Origin of the sequence: Brevundimonas sp. 2YAF1, assembly GCF_052114745.1 — a bacterium.
Lineage (GTDB): Bacteria > Pseudomonadota > Alphaproteobacteria > Caulobacterales > Caulobacteraceae > Brevundimonas.
In genome coordinates this window covers 293,682-317,399 of record NZ_JBFRFI010000002.1, presented here as the reverse complement: position 1 = coordinate 317,399, position 23,718 = coordinate 293,682, and the positions used below count along the sequence as shown (strand labels likewise).

Sequence of the window (23,718 nt, the reverse complement as noted above, 5' to 3'; positions counted from 1 at the left end):
GCCAAGGAGAGCATCGTGCGGATACTGCTTACCGGCGGCGCCGGCTTCATCGGTTCGGCCCTGGCGCGGGAACTGCTGGGGCGCGGCCATGAGGTCCACGTTCTGGACTTGCTGACCTATGCCGGGGTCGAGGCCTCGCTGGCCGAACTCGAAGGGGATCCCGCCTACAGCTTCGTGCGCGCTGACATCGCCGATCCGGTCGCCGTCGCCGCCGTCTCCGCTGACTTCCGCCCCGAGGCCGTGGTCCATCTGGCCGCCGAGACTCATGTCGACCGTTCGATCGACGGCCCCGCCGTCTTCGTCCGCACCAATGTTGTGGGGACCCAGGTGCTGCTGGATCAGGCGCTGGCGACGTGGCGCGGACTATCGGGCCCGGCGCGTGACGCCTTCCGCTTCCTGCATGTCTCGACCGATGAGGTGTTCGGATCTCTGGGCGACGAAGGGCGGTTCTCGGAGACCAGCCCCTATGACCCGCGCTCGCCCTATGCGGCGTCCAAGGCGGCGTCGGATCATCTGGTCCGGGCCTGGGGCCACACCTTCGGCCTGCCGACAATCATCAGCAACTGCTCGAACAACTACGGCGCCCGGCAGTTTCCCGAGAAGCTGATCCCGACCATGATCCTGCGCGCGCTGCGCGGCGAGACCCTGCCGGTCTATGGCGACGGCCGCAACGTGCGCGACTGGCTGTTCGTCGACGACCACGCCCGCGCCCTAGCCGACATCCTGGAGCGCGGGTCGCCGGGCCAGACCTATGCCGTCGGCGGCGACGCCGAACGCACCAACCTGCAACTGGTCCACGCCCTCTGCGACGTGCTGGACCGGCTCCGGCCCGCTGCGGACGGTCGTGGACATGCGGAGCGAATCCAGATGGTCGCGGATCGGCCCGGCCACGACCGCCGCTACGCCATCGACGCGGGCCTGATCCGCCAGGAACTGGGCTGGACGCCGGAGGTCGGTTTCGTCGAAGGGCTGGAGCGGACCGTGCGCTGGTACCTCGACAACGAGGTCTGGTGGGCGCCGCTGGTCGCCGATTCCAAGGGGTTGGCCCGTCTGGGAACGTTCTAGCCGACCCGGCTGATCTGGGCGCCGCTAAAGGTCATCCGGCCGTCGAACACCCCTTCCAGAACGATGATTCGCAGTTCGCAAGGCGCGCGCTCGGTCCAGTCGTACTCCTGGACGATCTCGAACACTCCGGCGCGACCGGGCGTGAATTCCTTAGAGATGAAGTCGGTCTGACTGCCCCAGTCGACACGGAAACGCGGACGGCTGCCCTTGGCGTCGAAGGTCAGGCGGTAGGTCGCCCGCCAGCGGCCCGGCGGCAGGGTGATGTAGGGGCCGGTGATCATGAAGCGCGGACGGCCGGTCAGATCCAGCTGGCCGCGGGCGCCGCCCGGCACGGTGCGGGAATCGTAGTTGAATAATTCGGGCGCCCAGACCGCCTGGGGCCGGGCCGGGTCCAGCAGGGCGACCGCCTCCGTCACCGCGCGCAGGCGCGGCGAAAGAGGGGTGTCCGTCGGGGCGGGCGCCGGCCGATGCACCTTCACGCCCGGCAGGACCTCGACCGGACCGGCGTCGAAGTCGGCGCTGCGGAACAGTCGATCCGGCGGCAATAGGGCGGTGCGGGCCATTAGGTCCGTCAGCACCGCGATGTGGGGCGGCGGCGCGTCAGGGTCGTCCGCGTCGCTGAGCCGCATGCCGGGGGCGGCGATCAGGCCGGCGAGATGTAGGGCCGTGACGCCCGCCTCGACCGCGCGCTGGGCGTCGGCGGTCAGGATGACCGTCCCTGGATCGCTTAGGGGCGCGTCCTGGGGGAAGGCGTCGAGATCATGCAGCCGCAGTCCGGCCTCGGCGGCGGCGGCCACCACGGCGGCCCGCCACGCGATGTCGTTGCGGAAGGTCGGAACGACGATCCATCGTGCGGTCGAAGAGAGAGGCTGACTCACGCGGCGCGCAGCCAAGTATAGACCTCGACCGCCTCGTCGATGTCGTCGAACATCTTGGCCTGGCCGCCCTCGATGATAAGGGCCTGATCGCAGTAGCTGGCGATCAGATGGGTGTCATGGGACGCCATCAGGAAGGCGCGGTGGGCACGGTGCTCGAACAGCGCCTCTTGGCATTTACGCTGGAAGCGGGCGTCGCCCACCGCGACCAGTTCGTCGATCAGATAGCAGTCGAACTCGATGGCCAGCGACAGGCCGAAAGCCAGACGCGCGCGCATGCCCGAGGAATAGTGTTTGACCGGATCGCGCAGCGCCTTGCCCAGTTCGGCGAAGTCGTCCACCCGCGCCAGCATGTCGCGGAAGTCGCGGTCATAGAGCCGAGCGAGGAAGCGGACGTTGTCCAAGCCCGACAGACTGCCCTGGAAGCCGCCGCCGAAGCCGATCGGCCATGACGACGACATCCGCCATTCGATACGCCCCTCGGATTCCAGCAGCACGCCGCCCAGCATCTTGATCAGGGTCGACTTGCCCTGACCGTTGCGGCCGAGAATCGCCAGCCGCCCCGACTTGCCCAGGTTGAAATTGATATTCTGGAACAGGGGCTTGGCGGCGCCGTGATAGGTCTTTCCGACGTTGATGACGCGCAGGCCCGGAGCCTCGGGGGTCTGCATCAGTCCTGCCTGTGCTCCCGCACGCCGGCCCAGACGAGCCAGCCCACGGCGTAAACCAGCAGTGACGAGGCGAAGATGGTCAGCAGGGCCAGCCAGCGCTTCGGCTCGGTCGGCTTGTCCGGTTCGCTGGGGGCGACGATGCGCTCCAGATACAGTTTCTGGCGGCGGGCGTCCTGTTCGGCGGTCAGCAGGGCGGCGGTGGCCTGGGCCATGACCTTGTCCGCGATTTCGCGGCGCATCGTCAGTTCCTCATAGACGCCGACCTTGGGCGCCAGCGACGAGGCGCCGCCGGTGACCTTGGCGCGGGCCTCTTCGACCTGGCGCTCATAGGCGGCGATACGGCTGTCGAGGACCGGCAGTTGCGGGCTCGACGGAGCCTCCGACGCCAGTTGCGCGCGATCGGCGCGCAGCTGGGCGATGGTCACCAGCAGGCCGCTGATGACCCCGGTCGATTCCGTCACGGCGGCGCGCGGATCGATGAACTGGGCGCTGTTGCGCAGCGCGGTCAGGGCCTGCTGCGACGCGGCCAGTTCGCCGCGCGCCTGTTCGTAGGACACGCGGGCGTCGCGGACCGCGTTGGCAGCGGAGCGTTCGTTGAGGCGGTTGATCAGGGCCTCGCCGCTGTCCAGCATGGCGGCGTTGATGGCCTGGGCGTCCTTGGCGGTGAAGGCCTCCACGCGCACGGTGCTGATGCCCGACGTGGCGTCGTAGCCGACGGTCAGGAACCGCTTGAAGCCCTTGTAGAGCGCTTCCTCGCTCTTGCCCTCCCAGGGGCGCGGCGAGCGCGAAAACCAGTCGATTTTCGAGCCGTCCAGCATGGCCTTCAGATTGAAGCGGCTCTGCAGCGCCTTCACGCTGTCGCGCGAGGCCATGTATTCATGGACCGCGAAGGCGTCGTTCATGCCGCTGGAAATGCCCACGCCCTGCAGGGCGATGCCCAGGCCCGTTGGCTGGTTGGAACTGGCGGAACGGACCACGAAATGGGATTCCGACACATAGCGCGGCGAGGCGATCAGGCCGTAGTAGATGCCGCTCACGAGGGTCGGGATCCCGACCACGATCAGGAAGCCCAACGGCAGCCGCTTGCGCCAGGAGCGCTTGGCTGGACGGGCGGCGTGCGGTTCATCCGCCGCGCCGAGATAGGTCAGGTTGGTGTCAGCCATTCGTCTTCTGGGCGATGTGATTCATGATCGGACGATGTCTCTATTCAACCGAGATGCGGTCCCGGGCGCCCGCGATCAGCAGCAGACCCAGAATATTGAAAACAGTGCCCACCGCGAGCGCATAGAGCGGATCGTAGTAGGTCGGAATGAATTCCCCAAAGACCCCCGCCCGGATCATCTCCACCCCGTGAGGGAAGGGGACGTAGAGATACAGGTGGCGAACGCTCGGCGGCAGCCACGACACCATGAAGAAGACGCCGGAAACCGGAATCAGAATGTAGCTGATCAAGCCGACGACACGTTCGAACGTCTCATAGCGCATGGCCAGGCCGGTGAGAATGAGCGCGAAGCCGCAGGAGATCCACGCCAGCAGGAACCAGCCAGCATAGAGCAGCAGATAGTCATGCGGCAGCCCGACCTGCTTGAGGCAGAGCAGCACCACATAGATGATGAAGAAAGCCGCCGTGGCTCCGCCCAACTCCAGCACGATGCGAGCGGCGAAGATGTGAAGCGGCGCGATCTGGCGATGATAGAGCAGGCCCAGGTTGGCCTGGAGCGCGCCCCCCAGAAGGCCGATCATGTGGCGGGTCAGGATCAGCGACATATAGCCGGTCATGACGAAGGGCGCGATGCGGACGCCGTGCTCATAGGGCGGCTTGGTGAGGGTCCACAGCGCCATGACGCCGAAGCAGAAGATCAACGGCTCGCCGACGACCCAGGCAAAACCCAGCCCTTCGCGTCCGAAGCGCGTCGCCATTTCACGCATGATGAGTGCGCCGACGATTTTGAAATGGCGGACGAGAGGTTCGAACATCAGGGCATTTGAGGCGCGCCGGGCGCGAGAGAAATCTATCGCGAAACAGCCTTTACCGTTGGCCGATCACGCCGCGACCATACTCCGCGCCGTCGCAAGCGCAAGCGATCGCAGCCGGGTTGCGGAGAAACTTCCGTCGCCTTTTCGAAGGTCGCCGGTCGCTTGATTGCGTGCCAAAAATTAGGGAGCCGGCCTGAGATCCCCGCGCAGCCGCGCGATCACGGCCTCCGCCGCCTCCTCGGCGGTCATCCGGTCGGTCCGCAGGTGCAGATCCGGTTCGGTCGGCGGTTCGTAGGGGCTGCTGACGCCGGTGAAGTTGGCGATCTCGCCGCGCCGGGCCTTGGCGTAGAGCCCCTTGACGTCGCGCGCCTCCACCACGTCGAGCGGCGCGTCGATGAACACTTCCAGGAACTCGTCGGTCGGCATCATTTCGCGGACCATGCGGCGTTCGGCCCGGAAGGGCGAGATCAGCGACACCAGGACGATCAGGCCGGCGTCGGCCATCATCCTGGCGACCTCGGCCGCGCGGCGGATGTTCTCGACCCGGTCGGCCTCGGTGAAGCCGAGGTCGCGGCTGAGGCCATGACGCAGATTGTCGCCGTCGATCAGATAGGCGTGGCGCCCTTCGGCGGTCAGCCGCTCCTCGATCCGATTGGCGATGGTGGACTTGCCCGACCCCGACAGGCCGGTGAGCCAGACGACGGCGGCCTTTTGCCCCTTCAGGGCGGCGCGCTCGGCGCGGCCGACCCGGATGGCCTGGCGATGGATGTTGTGGGCGCGGCGCAGGGCGAAGCGGATCATTCCCGCGCCGACCGTCGCCCGCGTCATGCGGTCGATGAGGATGAAGGCCCCCAATTCGCGGTCGACGGCATAGGGCTCGAAGGCGACGTCCTGGCCCAGCGACAGGTGGCAGACGCCGATGTCGTTCAGAACCAGGGTGCGGGCCGACAGTTTTTCCTGGGTGTTGACGTTCACGCGGTGACGAATGTCGGTGATCTGGGCGGCGATGGTGCGGGCGCCGATCTTGAGATCATAGACCCGGCCTGGAATCATCTCCGCCTCGGCCATCCAGACGAGCGTGGCTTCGAACTGGTCGGCGGCCTCCAGCGGCGCGTCGGCGGCGGCCAGAACGTCGCCGCGCGTCACGTCGATCTCGTCGGTGAATGTCAGGGTGACGGACTGGCCTGCCTGGGCCCATGGCAGGTCGCCGCCCAGGACCACGATCCGCTCCACGCGCGATCGCACGCCCGAGGGCGAGACGGCGACCGCGTCTCCGACCGCGACGGCGCCGCTGGCGATGCGGCCTGAATAGCCCCGGAAGTCGAGGTTCGGCCGGCTGACGCCCTGGACGGCCATGCGGAAGGGGCGGGTCGTGACAACGGGGGCCGGCAGGTTTTCCAGCACCTCCAGCAAGGTCGGCCCTACATACCATTCAGCCGCCTCGCCGCGCCGGACGAGGTTGTCGCCGTTCACCCCGGAGACGGGAATGACGGTCGGCGTCGGCAGGCCGGCGGCCTCGGCGAAGGCGAGGTAGTCGGCGGCGATGGCTTCAAATGCGTCCTGCGACCAGGCGACCATGTCCATCTTGGTCACGGCCAGGATAACATGGCGCACGCCCAGCAGGGAGACGATGTGGCTGTGCCGCCGCGTCTGGGTCAGCACGCCCTTGCGCGCATCGACCAGGACGACGGCCGCGTCGGCGGTCGAGGCGCCGGTCGCCATGTTGCGGGTGTACTGCTCATGTCCCGGGGTGTCGGCGACGATGAACTGGCGACGCGGCGTCGAGAAGTAGCAATAGGCGACGTCGATGGTAATGCCTTGTTCGCGCTCGGCCAGCAGGCCGTCGACCAGCAGGGAGAAGTCGAGGCGGCCGTCGGCGTCGCTCAGGGCGGCGATCTGGTCGTCGGGCACGGCGCCCGCGTCATGCAGCAGGCGGCCGATCAGGGTCGACTTGCCGTCGTCCACCGATCCGCAGGTGATGAAGCGCAGCAGGTCGCGCTGAGGCTGAGGCAGGGTCGCGGTCAAAAATAGCCCTCCTGCTTCTTCTTCTCCATCGACCCCGCCTGGTCGCGGTCGATCAGCCGGCCCTGGCGTTCGGAACTGCGCGAGGCGCGCATCTCGGCGATGACGGCCTCCAGCGTCGCCGCCTCGCTCTCGACCGCGCCGGACAGAGGGTAGCAACCGAGGGTGCGGAACCGAACGGACATCATCTCGGGCGTCTCGCCAGGATTGAGCCGCATCCGTTCGTCATCGACCACGATCAGGGCGCCGTCGCGCCGGACCACAGGCCGTTCAGCCGCGAAATAGAGGTCCACGACAGGAATGTTCTCCAGCGCCACATATTCCCACACGTCCATCTCGGTCCAGTTGGACAGGGGGAAGACCCGCATGCTCTCGCCAGGCGCGACGCGCGCATTATAGAGACTCCACAACTCGGGACGCTGGCGGCGCGGGTCCCAGCGGTGGCCGGGGCCGCGAAAGGAGAAGATCCGCTCCTTGGCGCGGCTGGCCTCCTCGTCGCGGCGCGCGCCGCCGATGGCGGCGTCGAAGCCGTGCAGGTCCAGGGCCTGCTTCAGTCCTTGCGTCTTCCACATGTCTGTGTGGGCCGCCGAGCCGTGGTCGAAAGGATTGATGCCCTGGGCTTGGGCCTCGGGGTTGTGGTGCACGATAAGCCGCGTGCCGCTTTCGGCCGCCATCCGGTCGCGCAGTTCGTACATGGCGCGGAACTTCCACGTCGTATCGACGTGGAGCAGGGGAAAGGGCGGGGGGGCCGGATAGAAGGCCTTGCGGGCCAGATGCAGCAGGGCCGCCGAATCCTTGCCGATCGAATAGAGCAGGACCGGGCGTGCGCACTCGGCCGCCACCTCGCGCAGGATGTGGATGCTCTCGGCCTCCAGTCGCTGGAGGTGGGTCAGTCGGTCAGGAGCGGTGAGGGCGGTGGTCATGTCAGTCGGCCGACACCCCGACCTTGCGATAGAGGTCCGTGAGGCGCGTCTGATAGGCCTCCGGGCTGAACTTCGCTGCCTGAAGGACGCCGCGCGTCTGCAGGTCCAGGCGAAGGCCCTCGTCGGCGTCCAGCGCCTGGATGCCGCGCGTGATGGCTTGAACGTCGTAGGGATCGACGATCACGGACGCGTCGCCGGCCACTTCAGGCAGCGACCCGCCCGTCGAGGTCAGCACCGCCGTCGACAGGGCCATGGATTCCAGCACCGGCAGGCCGAAGCCTTCATAAAGCGAGGGGAACAGCGTCGCCTTGGCCCCCCGGATCAGGCTGATCAACATGGAAAAGGGCATGTATTCGTACTGGCGGATGCGGTCGGCGCTGGGGCCGCCGTCGCGCTTCACCTGGTTCAAGAGGGCGGTCTCGCCCTCGTCCAGCCAGGCCCGGCCGCCGATGATGACCAGCGGCGTCTGGCTGCCCGACGCCAGATAGGCTTCGACGATCCGTCCCAGGTTTTTCTTGGGTTCGATGGCGCCGAAATGCAGGAAGTAGCCCTTCCAGCCCAGGTTGAAGACGCCCTCCAGTTCCGTCGTGACGTCCGCCTGACTGCGGGAGGTCAGTTTTTCGGGGAGGCTCACTGCCTGATAGGTGTTGGTCACCCGGTCTTCGTCCACGCCCAGCAGGCGGATGACGTCCTGGCGGGTCGTCTCGGACACCACGGCGATATGGTCGGCACGGCGGGCGATTGTTTCGCACAGCGCCCGATAGGTCGCCTTGTCGTCCAGGGTGGTGTGCGGCAGGCGCAGGGGGATGAGGTCGTGGATGGTGTAGATGTTGGGAACGCCGCGCGCGTGTAGCGGCAGGGTCGCCGTCCAGTGCATGACGTCTGGCGCAGGCGCCTCGGCCGTGGCCTCGAACGAGACCGGCGTCTCCTTGCCGTAGGCGGCGAAGCAGCGATTGGCGTGGCTGAACAGGTCGCGCGCGGCCCAGAACCGGTCGGCGGCGGGACGGCCGCCGGATCGCGCCGGCCAGATCACCTCGCCCGAGGGCAGGATCGAATGCGCGGTCCGGCCGTAGCGCGAGGCGAAGGTGTCGGAGAAGCGCTGGATCTTCTGCCTGCGGTTCAGGCGTTGCGGCGGTCGTTCGGCGTCGACCAAGGCGGTTTCGTTTAGCAGATTGTCGTCGCGTCGACGCGCGCCCGGTCCATAGAGAACTTGTGTTCCGAAACCGACAGCGCGCGCGCCGTCTAGCAGGTTCCGCCCATAGGTGGCGATGCCGGTCCCCTTGGCCAGGGCCAGGTTGAAGCCGTCGATGCAGATAGAAGTCATGAAATCCTGAGGGGCCGAGCGTTCGGTCGGGGATGTGGACGACAGGCAGGAAGACAGGTCAAGCTCATATCCGAGGCGTCTGTTGATCTTAATGTGCCGTTAAACCCCTGTAGCCCTCCGGCCACGGTGTGTTGCAACCTTCGGTAAATCGGGCGTTTGTCGCTCGACCACCCACGGCAACGCTGATAGGGAGTGGGGTAGGCGACGTATCCGTCGTCCACGAACAACAAAATCTCGGAGGGCCGCATCTATGCGCGTCAAGAGTTTGATCCTGGCATCCAGCGCGGCGGTGGCTCTGGCCCTGTCGGCGGGCGCCGCTTCGGCTGAGCCGGACGGCTGGTACGGCGCAATCGACGCCGGCTACCACATCATCGACGACATCAACACCGAGTCGTCGCTCAACGGTTCCAACTGGAACTGGGAAGTGAACAACGGCTGGGCGGCCTTCGCTCGCCTCGGCTATCGTTTCAACCCGAACTGGCGCGTCGAGCTCGAAGGCGGCTACCGCTCGGGCGACATCGGCAAGGTGCGCGCTGTCTCGGGTCCCCAGGGCCTGTGCAATGTCACGCCGGCGACCGGCCCCTGCTATTCGCCCGACGGCGACATCAAGTCGACCGCCCTGATGGCCAACGTCATCTATGACTTCGGCTATTCGGCGTGGGGCATCCGTCCCTTCGTCGGTCTCGGCGTCGGCGCCAACCACGTTGACGTCAATACCGTCGGCCGTCTGCGTCAGAACCCGGGCGTGGCCTTCGCCGCTGACGACAGCTCGACCAAGTTCGCCGCTCAGGGGATCGCCGGTCTGGCCTGGTCGCTCAGCGACCGCGCCAACATCGACCTGACCTACCGCTATCTGACGGGCGACGCTGAGTTCAAAACCTTCACGAGCTCCGCGACCAACGCCTTCGGCGAAATGACCGGCGACTACGACCAGAGCCACACCGTGACCCTGGGCCTGCGCTACGCCTTCGGCGCCGAGCCGGCGGCACCCCCGCCGCCTCCGCCTCCGCCTCCGCCCCCGCCGCCCCCGCCGCCCCCGCCGCCGCCTCCGCCTCCGCCGCCTCCGGCCAAGCCGGCTGCGCGTCAGTTCGTGGTCTACTTCGACTGGGATCGCTCGGACCTGACGGCGGAAGCTCGTTCGGTGGTGACGCAAGCCGCCAACTACGCCAAGTCGGGCGCTCCGACCCGCGTCTTGGTCGTCGGCTACACCGACACCTCGGGTTCGGCCGCCTATAACCTCGGCCTGTCCAACCGTCGTTCGCGCACCGTCGCGGACGCCCTGGTCGCTCAAGGCGTCAACGGCGGCGTCATCGCCCTCGACGGCAAGGGTGAAACCAGCCTGGCCAAGCCGACGGCTGACGGCGTGCGCGAGCCGCTCAACCGTCGCGCCACCGTCGACATCAACTTCTAAGACTCAGAGGGACCGGTTCGCGCCGGTCCCGATGACCTCGAAGGTCGATAAGATTGAGGGCGGTCGATCCATTCGGATCGACCGCCCTTTTTCTTTGGTCGCGGCCCCGCCGGTCGACTGGCAAACGCCATGCTTGAGCGCTATTTCGACCTGACTGCACCAAGAGGATGACCGTATGCGCGTCGCAATGATCGGCACCGGCTACGTCGGGCTTGTTTCCGGGGCCTGTTTCGCCGACTTCGGCCATGTCGTGACCTGCGTCGACAAGGACGCGGCCAAGATCGACCAGTTGAACGCCGGCCGGATGCCGATCTATGAGCCGGGGCTCGAGGATCTGGTCGCCGCCAACGTCCGTGACAGCCGCCTGTCCTTCGCCCTCGACGGCGCCGAGGCCATTCGCACGGCCGACGCCGTCTTCATCGCCGTGGGCACGCCGTCGCGCCGCGGCGACGGCCACGCCGACCTCTCCTACGTCTACGCCGCCGCTGAAGAAATCGCCGACCTGATCAACGGCTTTACGGTCATCGTCACCAAGTCGACGGTTCCAGTCGGCACCGGCGATGAGATCGAGCGCATCATCCGCGCCCGTCGCCCCGACGCCGACTTCGCCGTGGTCTCCAATCCCGAATTCCTGCGCGAAGGCGCCGCCATCGGTGACTTCAAGCGCCCCGACCGGGTCGTGGTCGGGATCGAGGACGAGCGCGCCCGTCCCATCATGACCGAGCTCTACCGTCCGCTAAACCTCAACGAGACGCCGATTCTGTTCACCGGCCGGCGCACGTCGGAGCTGACCAAATACGCCGCCAATGCCTTCCTGGCGCTGAAGATCACCTTCATCAACGAGATGGCCGACCTGTGCGAAAGCCTGGGCGCGGATGTGCAGCAGGTGGCGCGGGGCATTGGTCTGGACAACCGAATCGGCTCCAAATTCCTGCACGCCGGGCCGGGCTACGGCGGGTCCTGCTTCCCCAAGGACACCCTGGCCCTGGTGCGGACGGCGACCGACGCGGGCGCGCCCCTGCGCCTCATCGAGACGACGGTCGAGGTCAACGACGCGCGCAAGAAGGCCATGGCGGACCGCGTTGCGGCCGCCCTCGGCGGCGCAGACCTGAAGGGTAAGACCGTCGCCCTGCTGGGCCTGACCTTCAAGCCGAACACCGACGACATGCGCGACGCCCCGTCACTGGATGTGGCCCCGGCGCTGATCGCCATGGGGGCGACGGTTCAGGCCTTCGACCCCGAAGGCATGGGTGAGGCAGCCAAGCTGCTGGACGGCGTCGTCTTCCGCGATGGCCCCTATGACGCGGTCGAGGGGGCTGACGTAGTGGTGATCCTGACAGAGTGGGACCAGTTCCGCGCCCTGGATCTGGACCGGGTCAAACTGCTGCTGAAACAGCCGGTCATGGTCGATCTGCGCAACGTCTATCGGCCCGACGACATGAAGGCGCGCGGCTTCCGCTACACCTCGATCGGGCGACCCGAGAGCACCCGCTAGGCTCACACACGCAAAAAGGGCGGCGCGTGAGCGCCGCCCTTTGAGTTTCAGCGGCCGTGGTCGTGGGATCAGCCCGTGAACGGGCGGATCAGGATCTCGACGCGGCGGTTCTTGGCCTTGCCTTCGACGGTGCTGTTGTCGGCGATCGGGTTGCGCGAGCTGTTGCCGGCGACATAGAGGCGTTCGCGGATCACGCCGTGATCCATCAGATAGGAGGCGACCGATGAGGCGCGGCGCTCCGACAGCGGCTGGTTGATGCCGTCGCCACCCGAGGAATCGGTGTGGCCGACGACGTCGACCATCGAGCGATCGTATTCCTTCAGTACGCGGGCGACGTCGTCGAGGACCGGCAGGAAGCGGCTGTCGAGGTTCGACTGGCTGCTGGCGAAGGTCACGTCGGACGGCATGCGCAGCACCAGGTTGTCGCCCTGACGCGCCACGCCGACGCCGGTGCCCGAAAGCTCGGCTTCCAACGCGCGCTGCTGGCGGTCCATGTACTGGCCGACCCCGGCCCCGGCCAGGGCCCCCACGCCGGCGCCGATCAGGGCGTTCTTGCGGCCCTGTTCGCCGCTGGAGGTGTTGGTCAGATAGCCCAGAACGGCGCCGCCCAGGGCGCCGGCGATGGCGCCGGTCGCGGTGTTGTTGCGGTTCGGCGTCGAGCTGTAGGGGTCGGTCGTGGTGCAGGCGGTCGCGCCCAGCAGGGCGACGAGGCTGACGCCGGTGACGATGAGCTTGGCGCGCATGAAAAATCCTTTGGAGAGGGAGAGGGGAGCGAGAGGGAGCGGGCGGGCCGCGAAAAACCAGCCGCTACACTGAAGGCTCCAACCTGTATGTCACGTGAACGGTTGCGGCGCCTAGCCGCACCGTTGACCGGATCGTCGCGCATAACCATTTGTTGCGAACGGCCGGGCGTTCTTGCCTTTCAGGGGGAACGCGGACGGTCGGGTCGCTTGTTTGCGAGGGCCCCATGACGACGCGCACCATCCTGTTCGACAGCCCCTTCCTGCTGGGGTTCGATCATACCCGCGCCCTGATCGACCGGGCGGCCAAGGCCGCGGCTGAAAGCTATCCCCCCTATAATGTCGAGCAGCGCGGCGAAGCGGGCGTGCGCATCAGCCTGGCCGTGGCCGGGTTCGCGCCTGAGGAGTTGGCCATCACCCTGGAAGGCCGCCAACTGACCATAGCGGGCAAGCGCGACGACGCGGGCAAGGGCGAGCAGGCCTTCCTGCATCGCGGCATCGCGGCGCGCGGCTTCGTGCGCAGCTTCGTCCTGGCTGACGGGCTGGAGGTCGCCGAGGCGCGGCTGGAGCACGGCCTGCTGCACGTCGATCTGGTCCGCCCCGAACAGGATCGGAACATTCGCCGGATTCCCATCACGACGGGCTGATCCCGTCGTCGAACCGCTCGGCTCGCCGGGCGTTTAGTCAAGCGTAAGGAGGCGGTCTTATGACGCCTGTTATGACCAATAAAGATTTTGCGGGTCTGGGCGCCCCAGACCTTGTCTATGTGCGCGCCATCCGCGCGTCGGACGTGATGGTGGACGCCCATATCGAAGCTCCGGGCGTCGAGATCGATCCCGAGCAGATTCTCTACGCCGTTCACGGCGCCGACGGCGAACGTCTAGCGGTCATGCTGGATCGCGACACCGCCTTCGCCGCCGCCATGGCCCACGAACTGGCGCCCGTGTCGGTGCATTGATTTCGGTGCGCTAACGGCTGTTCGGCCCGCTTGAGCGCGGGCCGGGTCGGCTCAGGCGGCGGTGGCCGGCACATCCTTGACGAACAGGGCGCGGACGGCGTCGATGGTGCGCGCCTGGCGCAGTTGCTCGCGCAGCTCCGGCGAACGCATGGCGCGCGACACGGCGGCCAGCGCCCGCAGGTGCTCGGCCCCGGCGTTCAGCGGGGCGAACAGGGCGAACAGCAGATCCACCGGACGATCATCCACCGACTCGTAGGCCACGGGCGTGTCGAGGCGGACGAAGACGGCGCAGACGCGGTCCAGTCCCTTGATGCGTGCGTGGGGCACGGCGACGCCGGCGCCCAGGCCGGTCGAGCCCAAAGCCTCACGCTCCAGCAGCGCTTCCAGCGCCCGGCCTTCGTCGAGGCCCAGCGCGGCGGCGGCGGCTTCGGCGACGGCGTGCAAGGCTTGGCGTTTGGATGACGCGCCGCCGCGCAGGACGATCCCGTCCGACGACAGCAAATCTGCGATGTCCATGATGACCCCGAAACTCGAACCCGACATTGGCGGAAGGGCGAGGCGTCTTCTAGCGCCTTCGCCCTCCGCATGAAAGTCTCAGCCTCGTGAGCCGTTGCCGATCTTCGCGGCGTTCAGCGTGCGTTCCGGGTCGACCCAGCCCACATTGCCGTCAGGACGGCGATAGACCACGGACAGGCCGCCGTGCGCGGCGTTGCGGAACATGACCATGGGATAGCCGGTCATATCCAGTTCGAGCACGGCCCGACCCACGGTGATGGTGCGGATTTCCGCTTCGGTTTCCGCGATGACCATGCCGACGGGCGGCGGCTCGTCGGGCGCTCCGGCGTCGCCGAAGGCCTCGTCCTCGACCGTGTCCGGATTACGGAAAATGGTCAGGGAGGCGACTTCGCGGGCGGCGTTCTCGGTCTTCTCGGGCGACAGGCCCTTGGGACCGATGTGATGGTCTTTCAGCCGGCGCTTGTAGCGACGGACGCGCTTCTCCAGCTTGTCGAGACTGTCAGAGAAGGCCGCCTGGGCGTCGCCGCCGAAGCCCGTGGTCACCAGTGACTGGCCCGAGGCCAGACGGACCCAGCAATCGACGCGGAAGCCGTGGCGGTCCTTGGACACCACGACCTCGGCGTTTTCGCCGCCACGGGCGAAATACTTGCCGACTCCCTCTTCGAGTTCCTGGGAGATGCGCGAGCTTAGCGCTTCGCCGACATCCACTTGCTTGCCGCTGACTTGGATCTGCATAGGCATAGAACGCGACGGGTTGCGTTTGGTGTCAACGCCGATCACCGATTTGTGGTGACGCTTCGTCGCAGGGTGATCAGCCGGCCTTCAGCATCCGTCGGCGCTGGACAGAGGACGGAATTCGCAGGGCTTCCCGGTATTTCGCCACGGTCCGACGGGCGATGTCGATGCCGGTCTCGTTGAGGATTTCGACAATCCGGTCGTCGCTCAGCACCTCGCCGTCGACGGCCTCGCTGTCGATCATCGCCTTGATCCGGTGACGCACCGCCTCGGCCGAGTGAAGGGCGCCGCCGTCCGACGACTGAATGGCGGCGGTGAAGAAAAATTTCAGCTCGAACACGCCGCGGGGGGTGGCGACATATTTATTCGAGGTGACGCGGCTGACCGTCGATTCGTGCATGCCGATGGCGTCGGCGACGGTCTTCAGGTTCAGGGGGCGGAGGAACTCCACGCCGAAGGCCAGGAAGGCGTCCTGCTGGCGCACGATCTCGGAGGCGACCTTGAGGATGGTCTTGGCGCGCTGGTCCAGCGACTTGACCAGCCAACTGGCCTGGGCGGCGCAGTCGGCGACGAAGGCCTTTTCAGTGTCCGACCGGGCGCCGGCGACGACCACGCCGTGATAGCGCTTGTCCATCAGGATGCGGGGCAGGGTCTCGCTGTTCAGCTCGACGCGCCAACCGCCGGCCGGATCGGGACGGACATGGACGTCCGGCACCACAGTCTGGGCCGGTTCGCCGCCGAAGCCTGCGCCGGGGCGCGGCGTCAGTCCTTTCAGTTCGGCGATCATGTCGCTCAGGTCCTCGGCGTCGACGCCGCAGACCTTGCGCAGGGCTGGCAGGTCGCGCCGGGCCAGAAGCTCCAGATTGTCCAGCAGGGCTTCCATCGCCGGGTCGAAGCGGTTGCGCTCGATCAGCTGCAGCCTCAGGCATTCCGGGGCCGAACGGGCCATGACGCCAGTCGGCTCGAACCCGTGGCAGACGGCCAGAACGGCTTCAATCCGCGCCAGATCGACGCCCAGCCGGTCGGCGACCTCCTGCAACTCGCCGCGCAGATAGCCGCCCTCGTCGGTGGCGTCGATCAGGGTCAGGGCGATGGCGTGGTCGGCGGCGCTGAAGCCGGCGGACGAGGCCTGGGCCTGCAGATGCTCCCACAGGGTCGCTTCGCGGGTGTCCGGCCGCTCCATCCCTTCGCCGTCCATGCCGCCGCCGCTGCCGGCGCGGGACCAGTCGGACAGACCGGGCTGTTCGCCGACCTCGCCCGCGTCGCGCTTGCGGTCGGCGTCGCGGTCGCCGGGCGAGGCGTCGTCGTAGAGGTCGTCCGATCGGGCGTCCATGGCGCGCTCGGCCTCGCCAGAGGGTTCGGTGAATTGCAGTTCGCTAGTGTCTGAGGAGGCGGCGGCGTCGGAAGGTTCGCTGGTGGCTTCGCCGCCCGCCTCGCCCTCGTCGCGTTGCAGCAGGGGATTCCGCTCCAGCTCGCCTTCGACGAAGGCGTCCAGCTCGAGATTCGACAGCTGCAGCAGCTTGATCGCCTGCTGCAGCTGGGGCGTGATGACCAGCCCCTGACCCTGTCTGACCTCAAGCCTCTGACCGATCACGGCGCTTCAATCCCTCCGACAAGCCTCGTTGGCCCGGTTCTTGCTGGGATCGTGCGGCATAGCCGTTAACGTCTGGCGAACGGCGAGCCGACTGTCGGCGGCGGATCGCCTGAGAGGGCGCCGCATTGCACCGCGCCATCAGAAAAAAACAGTGCAATTGGTGCAATGAGTGCAATGGGGAGTCGCGCGGGGCGGGGGCTGAGCGACGGCTTCGGCGTGGCTTCGGCGTGAGGGGGGCGAAGGCGGCGGGAGGACGATGTCAAAGACCAGGACGCTGATCCTAGTCGATCCCGCAGCCCTGCGACCTATAGAGCCGTGAGCGGACGCCAATCCCTTGCGGGGCAAGGGTTTGCGCAGACGGATTGTGACGGCTTCGGCGTGGCGGGCAGCAGGTCTCGGCGTCAGGCGTACATTTCGCCGAGATAGACGCGGCGCACTTCGGGATCGCTGACGGCCTCGTGGGCGGTGCCTTCGAACAGGACCGAACCGGCCGAGATGATCGAGACGCGGTCGATGATGTCCAGGGTCTCGCGCACGTTGTGGTCGGTGATCAGCACGCCGATGCCCTGGCTGGACAGGTAGCGGATCACGTGGCGGATGTCGGCGATGGCCAGGGGGTCGATGCCGGCGAAGGGTTCGTCCAGCAGCATGAAGCTGGGCCGGCCGGCCAGGGCGCGGGCGATCTCGACGCGGCGACGCTCGCCGCCCGACAGGCCGGTGGCCGGGGCGTGGCGCAAATGGTCGATGCGCAGTTCTTCCAGCAGGCGGGTCGTCTCGTCGCGGACGCCGGCGGCGGTCTTCTCGCGCAGTTCGACCACGGCCTTGATGTTCTGCTCGACCGTCATGCCGCGGAAGATGGAGGCTTCCTGCGCCAGATAGCCCAGACCCATCCGGGCGCGCTGATACATGGGCTGCTGGGTAATCTCTTCGCCGTCCAGCCAGATCGAACCGCTGTCGGCCGGGATCAGGCCGGTGATCATGTAGAAGCAGGTGGTCTTGCCGGCGCCGTTGGGCCCCAGAAGGCCGCAGACCTCGCCGCGCTGGACGGTCAGGGAGACGTCCTTGACCACCTGACGCTGGCCGAAGCTGCGGGCGATGTGTTCGACGCGCAGGCCCGTGTGGCGCGCGGCCCCGGCCGCGGCTTCGGGGGCCGGCGCTTCGTCGGCGGCCGCCTGGTCGAGGTTGAGGGCGGAGAGTTCCTTGCGCGCCAAGCGGGGTCAGTTCCCTTGCGGGTAGAAGACGCCCTGGACGCGGCCGGCGCCGCCTTCCATGCGGGCCGTCTCGGTGCGGACGTTGTAGACGAGCCGGCTGCCGCTCAGGACGTTCTTGCCCTGGGTCAGGATGACGTCGCCCGTCACCACCACCTCGGCGTTGCCCAGCGTATAGACGGCGCGGTCGCCGCGCATGCTCTGGTCCGGGGTGACGAAATAGACGTTGCCCGTCGCCTCGACCCGGCTCAGGTCGCCGTTGCTCGTGACGCCGTGGATGGCGTCGGCGCGCAGGCGGTTGCCGCCTTGCGTCAGTTCGGCCCGGCCGCGCAGGGAAAAGCCGTTGGGCGTGTATTCGCCGCCGTCGGCGCCGTACTGGACTGGCTGCTTCGAGGCGTCAGCTCCGATCGGAGAGGTGCTCTGCGCGCCCGAAGTCGCGGGGACCGTCAGGGCCAGCAGCAGGGCGGCGCCTGCGATCATGGTGTTCGACTTGGACATGGTCACCTGCCGGATCCCGCGGGGTTGATGGTGCCCCGCATCTTGTTTTCGCCCTGGCCGCTGAAGACGACCCGTTGGCCCTGATCATAGATCGCATAGGACGAAGCATCGATGGTTCCAAGAGGCCCGCGCCCCTGGACGCCCTTGTCGCCCGTCACCACGCCCGTATTGGTGTCGACCACGGCTTCCGGCGTGGTCAGGACGAAGCCGGAGCCGCCGTCCGAAATTTTCACGTTCGGCCCGATCACCACCTTGCGGCTGGTCTCGATATAGGTGCCGCCGTCAGCCGTCAGTTCCGTCACCTTGCGCCCGCCGAGGTTCAGGCGGAGCAGGGGGCCGACAAGGCGGAAATAGCCGGTGGCCGGATCGCGGATCGCGCCCTGGGCCCCGATGACGAAGGAGCGGCCCTGGGCGTCCTGGCCGTGGAACATGGGGTTGTCGAGGCGGATCTCGCGCGTCTCGCTGGCCTTGCGCTCGACCCCCGACATGACGGTGCGGAACACGGTCCAGGTCAGGGCCCCGCCGGCCAGCGTCAGGATGAGGATGGGCAGGACGCGGCGATACAGCTTCACCCGCTTGGAGCGCGCGCGCCAGCGCTCGCCCGCCTGGGCGACCCGGGCCTCGTCGGCGCGCTTGCGCGCTTCCTGGGCGTCGAGGTCGCTCATGGTGCTCCTCAGGCGTGCGCGAAGATGTCGGTCTCGTCCCAACCGGCCAGGTCGAGACGCGAACGGGTGGGCAGAAAGTCGAAGCAGGCGCGGGCCAGCTCGGCGCGGCCTTCGCGCTCCAGCATGACATCGAGCTTGGCCTTGATGGCGTGCAGGTAGAGGACGTCCGAAGCCGCGTAGTCCAGTTGGGCCTGCGACAGGACGGGCGAACCCCAGTCCGAGCTCTGCTGGGCCTTGGACATGTCCACGCCGGCCAGTTCCTTGGCCACGTCCTTGAGGCCGTGACGGTCGGTGTAGGTGCGGGCCAGCTTGGAGGCGATCTTGGTGCAATAGACCGGACGCGTCTCGACGCCGAGGTGCAGGTCAAACATGCCGATGTCGAACCGGCCGAAGTGGAAGATCTTGAGCACCTTCGGGTCGGCCAGCAGCCGCTTCAGGTTCGGGCAGTCATAGCCGGGGCGGTTCAGCCGCACGACATGGGCGTCGCCGTCGCCCGACGACAGCTGCACTACGCACAAAGGGTCGCGGCGGAAGCGCAGGCCCATGGTCTCGGAATCGATCGCGACCTCCGGTCCCAGGTCCAGGCCATCGGGCAGGTCGCCTTCGTGCAGGTAAACAGTCATGGGCAGAAAACTCGGGTGGTCGATCAGGACGACAACATAGACGAACCGCGCGCTATCGCTAGGACGCAGCGCCAACCTTCGCCGTTGTAGATGAGGAAAGCAGGGCTGAAATGACAAACGGCGCCGTATCCGTGGGATACGACGCCGCTTGAGAATGTGGTGCCCAGGAGAGGACTCGAACCTCCACGGCCGTTAAGCCACTGGCACCTGAAGCCAGCGCGTCTACCAATTCCGCCACCTGGGCCCGGTGGGTCGCCCCGCCGAGGGCCGGACTAATAGGGGGGACCCCGGAGGCGGTCAACAGGCTTTTTTCCGATTTCAGGAAAATCTGCTCAGCTGTCCGAAAGTCCCGGAAATTCCGCGCCCTATGCGGCCGGGCGGACCATCGTCCGCGTATCGTCGATCTCGTGGGATGCGTTCCTGCGGGGGCTGTATCGGCCTTCTTTCCATCTGGAGCGTTGAGCGTAGGCTGGCGTTGTTGAAGTCAGGTCCTCGCAGGTGATGATTGTCCGAAACGCCGCCGCTCCCGCAACCTGAGCCGAAGCCTGCGGGCGAGCCGGACGACGCCGCGCCGCGCAAGCGCGATCTGTTGCGGGTCTTCAAGGTCCTGGGGCCGGGCCTGATCACCGGCGCCGCCGACGACGACCCCTCCGGCATCGCCACCTATTCCCAGACCGGGGCGCAGTTCGGCTACGGCCAACTGTGGACCGCCCTTTATCAGATTCCCCTGCTGCTGGCGGTGCAGGAGGCCTGCGCCCGGATCGGCGCGGTGACAGGGCAGGGGCTGGCGGGGGTCATCAAGCAGCATTACTCGCGGACGGTGCTGGTTGGCGTCGTGCTGCTGGTGGTGGCGGCCAACACCATCAACATCGGCGCCGACATCGGCGCCGTGGCCGAGTCGGCGGCCCTGGTCGTCCATGCGCCCATCTGGGCCCTGGCCCTGCTGACGGCGACCGTGGTCCTGCTGCTCGAGGTGTTCGTCAGCTATCGCATCTACGCCAAATTCCTGAAATGGCTGGCGCTGGCCCTGCTGGCCTATCCGGCCACGGCCCTGATCATCGACCAGCCCTGGCAGGAGATCCTCTATGCGACGGTCGTGCCGCACATCGAGTTCACGGCCTCCTTCCTGTTTATCATCACCGGCGTCTTCGGCACCTCGATCTCGCCCTATATGTTCTTCTGGCAGGCCTCGCAGGAGGTAGAGGAACTGTGGGACCACAAGACCCCGGTCGGCGAAAACGGGCGGCCGGTGCTGCCGCGGGGCTATCTGTCGGACATGCGGCTGGACACTACGGTGGGCATGGTGGCGGCCGAACTGGTGCAGTGGTTCATCATCATGACCACGGCATCGGTACTGTTCCGCAACGGGGTGACGGACATCCATACGGCGGCCGATGCGGCCAAGGCGCTGGAGCCGCTGGTTCAGTCTTTCCCCGACGCCGGTCAGGCGGCCAAGGTGCTGTTCGCGGTCGGGGTGATCGGCCTGGGCCTGCTGGCGATTCCGGTGCTGGCGGGCTCTGCGGCCTACGCCCTGTCCGAGGCCCTGGGCTGGAAGGAGGGGCTGTCCAACAAGCTGGGCGACGCGCGCGGCTTTTACGGCGTTATCGCCGTGGCGACCCTGATCGGCCTGTTACTGAACTTCATCGGCGTCAATCCGATGAAGGCGCTGGTCTATACGGCGGTGTTCAACGGGATCGCCGCCGTGCCCCTGTTGTATGTGATCGCGCGGATCAACGGGAATGGGGCGATCATGGGGAGCTCGCGCGGCGGGCCGTGGTCGCGCACCTTTGTTTGGCTCACCTTCGGGATCATGGGGCTGTCGGGCGCGGCTCTGCTCTACACCCTGGTCTTTCCGCATTAGGGCAGGGCGCCGCCGCCCCGGGGAGGACGGCGGCGATCAGGCGGGGCTCAGGCCAGACTCAGGCCAGCCAGACCATCATCCGCGTGTCGGCGATCTCGCCGCGCGCCTGGCTGAAGGACGGGCGGGTCTCGCCCGTGTAGAGGAAGCCGGCCTTTTCCAGCACCCGGCCCGAGGCGGGGTTGTCGGCGAAGTGGCCAGCGACAAGGGCGCGGCGCTTCCACCGCTTCGAGGCCCAGACCAGAGCCCCTTCCAGGGCCTCCGTGGCGAAGCCCCGGCCCCAGAAGTCGCGGCCGATCCAGTAGCCGGTCTCGGGCACATTATCCTCGCCCTCGAACAGGCCGATGACGCCGACAGGCCCCAAATCCTCGTGCTCGATGATGAAGGTATTGGCGCGCTTCGGGTCCTGGGCGGCGACGTGCAGCACGAACTCCTCGGCGTCCTGGACATGGAAGGGGTGGGGCATGCGTTTGGTCATGCGCGCGATGTCACGGTCGTTGGCCAGGGCCGCGATGCGGCTGACGTCCTGGGCGCCCGGCGCACGCAGGACGAGGCGCCGCGTTTCGACGACGGGAGAAGTTTCAATCATGCACATGGGTCACGCCCCTCTGGTGCGACCGCCGTCCTTGTTCATCAGGGCTCGGGCGGTCAGCGAGGCGGGGAAACGCAAACGGGGAGCCTGGTGATCCAGACTCCCCGCGGAATATTTTCCCTGGTCCGGATCGCGGCTTCTAAGAGCAACGCGATCCCGGATTTTGGTCCAGTTTGCGTTACTCGGCGGCCATAGCCTGAGCGTCGTCGTTGGCCGCGAGAATCGACACGTAACAACGGCCACCACGTTTGGTGGTGAATTTCACCGAACCCGTCGCCGTGGCGAACAGGGTGTGGTCGCGGCCCAGGCCGACGTTGTCGCCCGGGTGGAAGGTGGTGCCGCGCTGACGCACGAGGATGTTGCCGGCCAGCACGTGCTCGCCGCCATACTTCTTCACGCCAAGACGCTTCGACTCGGAGTCGCGACCGTTACGCGACGAACCACCGGATTTCTTGTGAGCCATTGGTCTGCTCCTCTTCCTTGGTGCGCCATCGCCCTTGCGGGCTACGTGAGCGCGACCTTCGTCCTGCTAGGCGCTGCGACAGCGCCGGTGAATATCTTAGGCTTCGGCGCCTTCAGCCTTGGCGGCTTTCTTGGCGGGAGCCTTCTTGGCCGGGGCGGCCTCGGCTTCAACTTCAACGCGCGGGGCGAGGCCACGGGCGCGAGCGTTGATTTCAGCCTTGGTCATCAGGTCGACCGTGCCGTCCCATTTGGCTTTCTCGCCGGCGCCTTCGATGCCGGTGATGCGCAGGACGGTTTCCATCTGACGATGGCCGTTCGTGCGGCGATAGCCCTGACGACGGGTCTTTTTGAAGATCTTGATCTTCTCACCCTTGCGGGTCTCGACCAGGGTTGCGGCGACTGCCGCACCGTCGATCAGCGGAGCGCCGACCGTAACACCCTTGTCGCCGCCCAGCATGAGGACTTCACCGAAATTGACGGCAGCGCCAGCGTCGCCGTCGAGCTTCTCGACAACAATCACATCGCCCGGTTGAACCCGGTACTGCTTTCCGCCGGTCTTGATCACCGCGTACATTTGGAAGCCTCAGCGTGAACGCAAAAAAGAATGCGCCCGCTGGGAAACCCTGCGGGCGAAGAGCGGCGACATATACGGAAGGGCGAGCCAGAGTCAACGCGAAAGGGCGGTCGGCAGGGCCAAAACCCGTGCACAGTCGGCGTCGCGGTTTGGATGTGGCCTGATTTGTCGGCTGTCCGCAATAGAAGAACGCCCGCGTAAGCGTGGCGGATTCCCTCGCCAGGCCTCTCGACCGTTACAAAGTAACAGGATAGAAACCCCGGAATGTCGCCGCCCGATCTCCAGCAGCCGGTTCTGATTTCGCTTCTGGGCGGGGGATTCGTCGCGGCCTTTCTGCATGCGGCCCTGCCGACCCACTGGCTGCCCTTCGTACTGGTGGGGCGGGCGCAGCGGTGGAGCATCGCCCGCGTGATGACGGTGGCCGTGACGGCGGGGCTGGCCCATATCGCCTCGACCGCCATCGTGGGGTCGTTGATCGTGGCGGCCGGCCTGGCGCTGAACGCCTGGATCGGCGGGCTGCTGCCGCATCTGTCGGCGGCGTTGCTCTTCCTGTTCGGCGCCTTCTATCTGGCGCGCGCTTCGCTGCAGAAGCCGCTCACCGCGACGGGGCCGGAAGCGGAAGCGCCTGAGCCAGCGGTGTCGAACCGCGCCGCCTTCTGGGGCCTGGTGCTGATGATGGCGGTGACGCCGGGCGAGGTGCTGCTGCCCATCTATCTGTCGTCGGCGACGGAGGGGATGGTGGCGCTGGGGCTGCTGACCGTCAGTTTCGCGCTCGGCACGGTCCTGGGCATGACCCTGCTGTCGGCTCTGGCCAGCGCGGGCTATTCCATTCTGCGGCTGGAGCGCTGGGCGCGCTACGAAGGCGCCATTCTGGGCGTAGCCCTGATCGTGATCGGGCTTCTCGTCCTGACGCACCAGCACTAGAGTCCGCG

The 23,718-nt window shown here is 67.0% G+C and carries 25 protein-coding genes and 1 tRNA gene; 7 read left to right on the top strand and 19 right to left on the bottom strand.

Annotation, left to right across the window (positions count from 1 at the left end; all coding sequences use genetic code 11):
- Window positions 1-15: 15 nt before the first annotated feature.
- Window positions 16-1,065, top strand: a complete 1,050-nt coding sequence (gene rfbB, locus AB4Y68_RS04180) for a dTDP-glucose 4,6-dehydratase (RefSeq protein ID WP_441454251.1) — start codon at window positions 16-18, stop codon at window positions 1,063-1,065.
- Here rfbB and AB4Y68_RS04175 read toward each other — a convergent pair.
- The 7 genes from AB4Y68_RS04175 to AB4Y68_RS04145 all read right to left on the bottom strand — a co-directional run bounded on the left by AB4Y68_RS04175 (window position 1,062) and on the right by AB4Y68_RS04145 (window position 8,857).
- A complete protein-coding gene (locus AB4Y68_RS04175; RefSeq protein WP_441454250.1) occupies window positions 1,062-1,943 on the bottom strand; it encodes a hypothetical protein in 882 nt (293 codons plus the stop codon). The two genes, rfbB and AB4Y68_RS04175, sit on opposite strands and share 4 nt — an antisense overlap.
- A complete protein-coding gene (locus tag AB4Y68_RS04170) occupies window positions 1,940-2,611 on the bottom strand; it encodes an ABC transporter ATP-binding protein (RefSeq protein WP_441454249.1) in 672 nt (223 codons plus the stop codon). The genes AB4Y68_RS04175 and AB4Y68_RS04170 overlap by 4 nt, the downstream gene beginning before the upstream one ends.
- Window positions 2,611-3,774, bottom strand: a complete 1,164-nt coding sequence (locus tag AB4Y68_RS04165) for a chain-length determining protein (protein WP_441454248.1) — start codon at window positions 3,772-3,774, stop codon at window positions 2,611-2,613. The genes AB4Y68_RS04170 and AB4Y68_RS04165 overlap by 1 nt, the downstream gene beginning before the upstream one ends.
- Before the next feature lie 40 nt (window positions 3,775-3,814).
- Window positions 3,815-4,588, bottom strand: coding sequence for an ABC transporter permease (locus AB4Y68_RS04160; RefSeq protein ID WP_441454247.1), 774 nt, complete (start codon window positions 4,586-4,588; stop codon window positions 3,815-3,817).
- Between the two features lie 180 nt (window positions 4,589-4,768).
- Window positions 4,769-6,613, bottom strand: a complete 1,845-nt coding sequence (gene cysC, locus AB4Y68_RS04155; protein ID WP_441454246.1) for an adenylyl-sulfate kinase — start codon at window positions 6,611-6,613, stop codon at window positions 4,769-4,771.
- Window positions 6,610-7,533, bottom strand: coding sequence for a sulfate adenylyltransferase subunit CysD (gene cysD / locus AB4Y68_RS04150; protein WP_441454245.1), 924 nt, complete (start codon window positions 7,531-7,533; stop codon window positions 6,610-6,612). Before cysD ends, cysC begins: the two co-directional genes overlap by 4 nt.
- Before the next feature lies 1 nt (window position 7,534).
- Window positions 7,535-8,857 (bottom strand): glycosyltransferase family 4 protein, encoded by a 1,323-nt coding sequence (locus AB4Y68_RS04145; RefSeq protein WP_441454244.1) that lies wholly within the window; start codon window positions 8,855-8,857, stop codon window positions 7,535-7,537.
- A 250-nt stretch (window positions 8,858-9,107) separates the two neighbouring features.
- Between AB4Y68_RS04145 and AB4Y68_RS04140 the strand changes: the two genes are divergently transcribed.
- Together AB4Y68_RS04140 and AB4Y68_RS04135 are read left to right on the top strand one after the other, a co-directional pair.
- A complete protein-coding gene (locus AB4Y68_RS04140) occupies window positions 9,108-10,268 on the top strand; it encodes an OmpA family protein (RefSeq protein WP_441454243.1) in 1,161 nt (386 codons plus the stop codon).
- Window positions 10,269-10,443: 175 nt separating this feature from the next.
- Window positions 10,444-11,763 (top strand): UDP-glucose dehydrogenase family protein, encoded by a 1,320-nt coding sequence (locus AB4Y68_RS04135; protein WP_441454242.1) that lies wholly within the window; start codon window positions 10,444-10,446, stop codon window positions 11,761-11,763.
- A gap of 68 nt (window positions 11,764-11,831) precedes the next feature.
- Here AB4Y68_RS04135 and AB4Y68_RS04130 read toward each other — a convergent pair whose 3' ends face one another.
- Window positions 11,832-12,506: an OmpA family protein gene (locus tag AB4Y68_RS04130; RefSeq protein ID WP_441454241.1), complete on the bottom strand. Its 675-nt coding sequence runs from the start codon at window positions 12,504-12,506 to the stop codon at window positions 11,832-11,834.
- Window positions 12,507-12,730: 224 nt separating this feature from the next.
- On the opposite strand from AB4Y68_RS04130, the gene AB4Y68_RS04125 reads away from it, so the two are divergent.
- A complete protein-coding gene (locus AB4Y68_RS04125; RefSeq protein WP_441454240.1) occupies window positions 12,731-13,150 on the top strand; it encodes an Hsp20 family protein in 420 nt (139 codons plus the stop codon).
- A 59-nt stretch (window positions 13,151-13,209) separates the two neighbouring features.
- Complete coding sequence (locus tag AB4Y68_RS04120; protein ID WP_441454239.1) at window positions 13,210-13,461, top strand: DUF1150 family protein; 252 nt, start codon at window positions 13,210-13,212, stop codon at window positions 13,459-13,461.
- 51 nt (window positions 13,462-13,512) lie between these two features.
- Here the strand turns inward: AB4Y68_RS04120 and AB4Y68_RS04115 are convergent, their stop codons facing one another.
- The 8 genes from AB4Y68_RS04115 to AB4Y68_RS04080 form a co-directional block, all read right to left on the bottom strand.
- Entirely contained in the window at window positions 13,513-13,977 is a 465-nt protein-coding gene (locus tag AB4Y68_RS04115; protein WP_441454238.1) for a PTS sugar transporter subunit IIA, read from the bottom strand.
- Between the two features lie 78 nt (window positions 13,978-14,055).
- Window positions 14,056-14,712 carry a ribosome hibernation-promoting factor, HPF/YfiA family gene (hpf, locus tag AB4Y68_RS04110; RefSeq protein WP_441454237.1) on the bottom strand — a complete coding sequence of 219 codons (657 nt, stop codon included), beginning with the start codon at window positions 14,710-14,712 and terminating at the stop codon, window positions 14,056-14,058.
- A gap of 76 nt (window positions 14,713-14,788) precedes the next feature.
- A complete protein-coding gene (rpoN, locus tag AB4Y68_RS04105) occupies window positions 14,789-16,306 on the bottom strand; it encodes an RNA polymerase factor sigma-54 (RefSeq protein ID WP_441454236.1) in 1,518 nt (505 codons plus the stop codon).
- Between the two features lie 401 nt (window positions 16,307-16,707).
- Complete coding sequence (gene lptB, locus AB4Y68_RS04100; protein WP_441454235.1) at window positions 16,708-17,517, bottom strand: LPS export ABC transporter ATP-binding protein; 810 nt, start codon at window positions 17,515-17,517, stop codon at window positions 16,708-16,710.
- Between the two features lie 6 nt (window positions 17,518-17,523).
- Window positions 17,524-18,012 carry an LptA/OstA family protein gene (locus tag AB4Y68_RS04095; RefSeq protein ID WP_441454435.1) on the bottom strand — a complete coding sequence of 163 codons (489 nt, stop codon included), beginning with the start codon at window positions 18,010-18,012 and terminating at the stop codon, window positions 17,524-17,526.
- A 2-nt stretch (window positions 18,013-18,014) separates the two neighbouring features.
- On the bottom strand, window positions 18,015-18,677 hold the full coding sequence (gene lptC, locus AB4Y68_RS04090) for an LPS export ABC transporter periplasmic protein LptC (protein ID WP_441454234.1): 663 nt from the start codon (window positions 18,675-18,677) through the stop codon (window positions 18,015-18,017).
- A gap of 8 nt (window positions 18,678-18,685) precedes the next feature.
- The gene (locus AB4Y68_RS04085) at window positions 18,686-19,300 is read right to left on the bottom strand and encodes a ribonuclease D (protein ID WP_441454233.1); all 615 of its coding nucleotides are present in this window, start codon (window positions 19,298-19,300) and stop codon (window positions 18,686-18,688) included.
- A gap of 157 nt (window positions 19,301-19,457) precedes the next feature.
- Window positions 19,458-19,544, bottom strand: a tRNA-Leu gene (locus AB4Y68_RS04080).
- Window positions 19,545-19,805: 261 nt separating this feature from the next.
- Here AB4Y68_RS04080 and AB4Y68_RS04075 point away from each other — a divergent pair.
- Complete coding sequence (locus tag AB4Y68_RS04075; RefSeq protein WP_441454232.1) at window positions 19,806-21,161, top strand: NRAMP family divalent metal transporter; 1,356 nt, start codon at window positions 19,806-19,808, stop codon at window positions 21,159-21,161.
- Window positions 21,162-21,219: 58 nt separating this feature from the next.
- Here the strand turns inward: AB4Y68_RS04075 and AB4Y68_RS04070 are convergent, their stop codons facing one another.
- From AB4Y68_RS04070 to rplU, 3 genes are all read right to left on the bottom strand, one after another.
- Window positions 21,220-21,753 carry a GNAT family N-acetyltransferase gene (locus AB4Y68_RS04070; RefSeq protein ID WP_441454231.1) on the bottom strand — a complete coding sequence of 178 codons (534 nt, stop codon included), beginning with the start codon at window positions 21,751-21,753 and terminating at the stop codon, window positions 21,220-21,222.
- Window positions 21,754-21,928: 175 nt separating this feature from the next.
- Complete coding sequence (gene rpmA / locus AB4Y68_RS04065; RefSeq protein ID WP_441454230.1) at window positions 21,929-22,213, bottom strand: 50S ribosomal protein L27; 285 nt, start codon at window positions 22,211-22,213, stop codon at window positions 21,929-21,931.
- Window positions 22,214-22,309: 96 nt separating this feature from the next.
- Window positions 22,310-22,786 carry a 50S ribosomal protein L21 gene (gene rplU, locus AB4Y68_RS04060; RefSeq protein ID WP_441454229.1) on the bottom strand — a complete coding sequence of 159 codons (477 nt, stop codon included), beginning with the start codon at window positions 22,784-22,786 and terminating at the stop codon, window positions 22,310-22,312.
- A gap of 264 nt (window positions 22,787-23,050) precedes the next feature.
- On the opposite strand from rplU, the gene AB4Y68_RS04055 reads away from it, so the two are divergent.
- Window positions 23,051-23,710 (top strand): hypothetical protein, encoded by a 660-nt coding sequence (locus tag AB4Y68_RS04055; RefSeq protein ID WP_441454228.1) that lies wholly within the window; start codon window positions 23,051-23,053, stop codon window positions 23,708-23,710.
- Window positions 23,711-23,718: the final 8 nt, after the last annotated feature.

Bases quoted from the DNA above. Each gene is read 5' to 3' on its own strand.
- hpf (WP_441454237.1), bottom strand. From the start codon at position 14,712: ATGCAGATCCAAGTCAGCGGCAAGCAAGTGGATGTCGGCGAAGCGCTA.
- AB4Y68_RS04145 (WP_441454244.1), bottom strand. From the start codon at position 8,857: ATGACTTCTATCTGCATCGACGGCTTCAACCTGGCCCTGGCCAAGGGG.
- AB4Y68_RS04135 (WP_441454242.1), top strand. From the start codon at position 10,444: ATGCGCGTCGCAATGATCGGCACCGGCTACGTCGGGCTTGTTTCCGGG.
- AB4Y68_RS04130 (WP_441454241.1), bottom strand. From the start codon at position 12,506: ATGCGCGCCAAGCTCATCGTCACCGGCGTCAGCCTCGTCGCCCTGCTG.
- AB4Y68_RS04140 (WP_441454243.1), top strand. From the start codon at position 9,108: ATGCGCGTCAAGAGTTTGATCCTGGCATCCAGCGCGGCGGTGGCTCTG.
- lptC (WP_441454234.1), bottom strand. From the start codon at position 18,677: ATGAGCGACCTCGACGCCCAGGAAGCGCGCAAGCGCGCCGACGAGGCC.
- AB4Y68_RS04120 (WP_441454239.1), top strand. From the start codon at position 13,210: ATGACGCCTGTTATGACCAATAAAGATTTTGCGGGTCTGGGCGCCCCA.
- AB4Y68_RS04125 (WP_441454240.1), top strand. From the start codon at position 12,731: ATGACGACGCGCACCATCCTGTTCGACAGCCCCTTCCTGCTGGGGTTC.
- rplU (WP_441454229.1), bottom strand. From the start codon at position 22,786: ATGTACGCGGTGATCAAGACCGGCGGAAAGCAGTACCGGGTTCAACCG.
- AB4Y68_RS04095 (WP_441454435.1), bottom strand. From the start codon at position 18,012: ATGTCCAAGTCGAACACCATGATCGCAGGCGCCGCCCTGCTGCTGGCC.
- cysD (WP_441454245.1), bottom strand. From the start codon at position 7,533: ATGACCACCGCCCTCACCGCTCCTGACCGACTGACCCACCTCCAGCGA.
- AB4Y68_RS04070 (WP_441454231.1), bottom strand. From the start codon at position 21,753: ATGTGCATGATTGAAACTTCTCCCGTCGTCGAAACGCGGCGCCTCGTC.
- AB4Y68_RS04160 (WP_441454247.1), bottom strand. From the start codon at position 4,588: ATGTTCGAACCTCTCGTCCGCCATTTCAAAATCGTCGGCGCACTCATC.
- AB4Y68_RS04170 (WP_441454249.1), bottom strand. From the start codon at position 2,611: ATGCAGACCCCCGAGGCTCCGGGCCTGCGCGTCATCAACGTCGGAAAG.
- AB4Y68_RS04165 (WP_441454248.1), bottom strand. From the start codon at position 3,774: ATGGCTGACACCAACCTGACCTATCTCGGCGCGGCGGATGAACCGCAC.
- AB4Y68_RS04085 (WP_441454233.1), bottom strand. From the start codon at position 19,300: ATGACTGTTTACCTGCACGAAGGCGACCTGCCCGATGGCCTGGACCTG.
- AB4Y68_RS04055 (WP_441454228.1), top strand. From the start codon at position 23,051: ATGTCGCCGCCCGATCTCCAGCAGCCGGTTCTGATTTCGCTTCTGGGC.
- rpmA (WP_441454230.1), bottom strand. From the start codon at position 22,213: ATGGCTCACAAGAAATCCGGTGGTTCGTCGCGTAACGGTCGCGACTCC.
- AB4Y68_RS04115 (WP_441454238.1), bottom strand. From the start codon at position 13,977: ATGGACATCGCAGATTTGCTGTCGTCGGACGGGATCGTCCTGCGCGGC.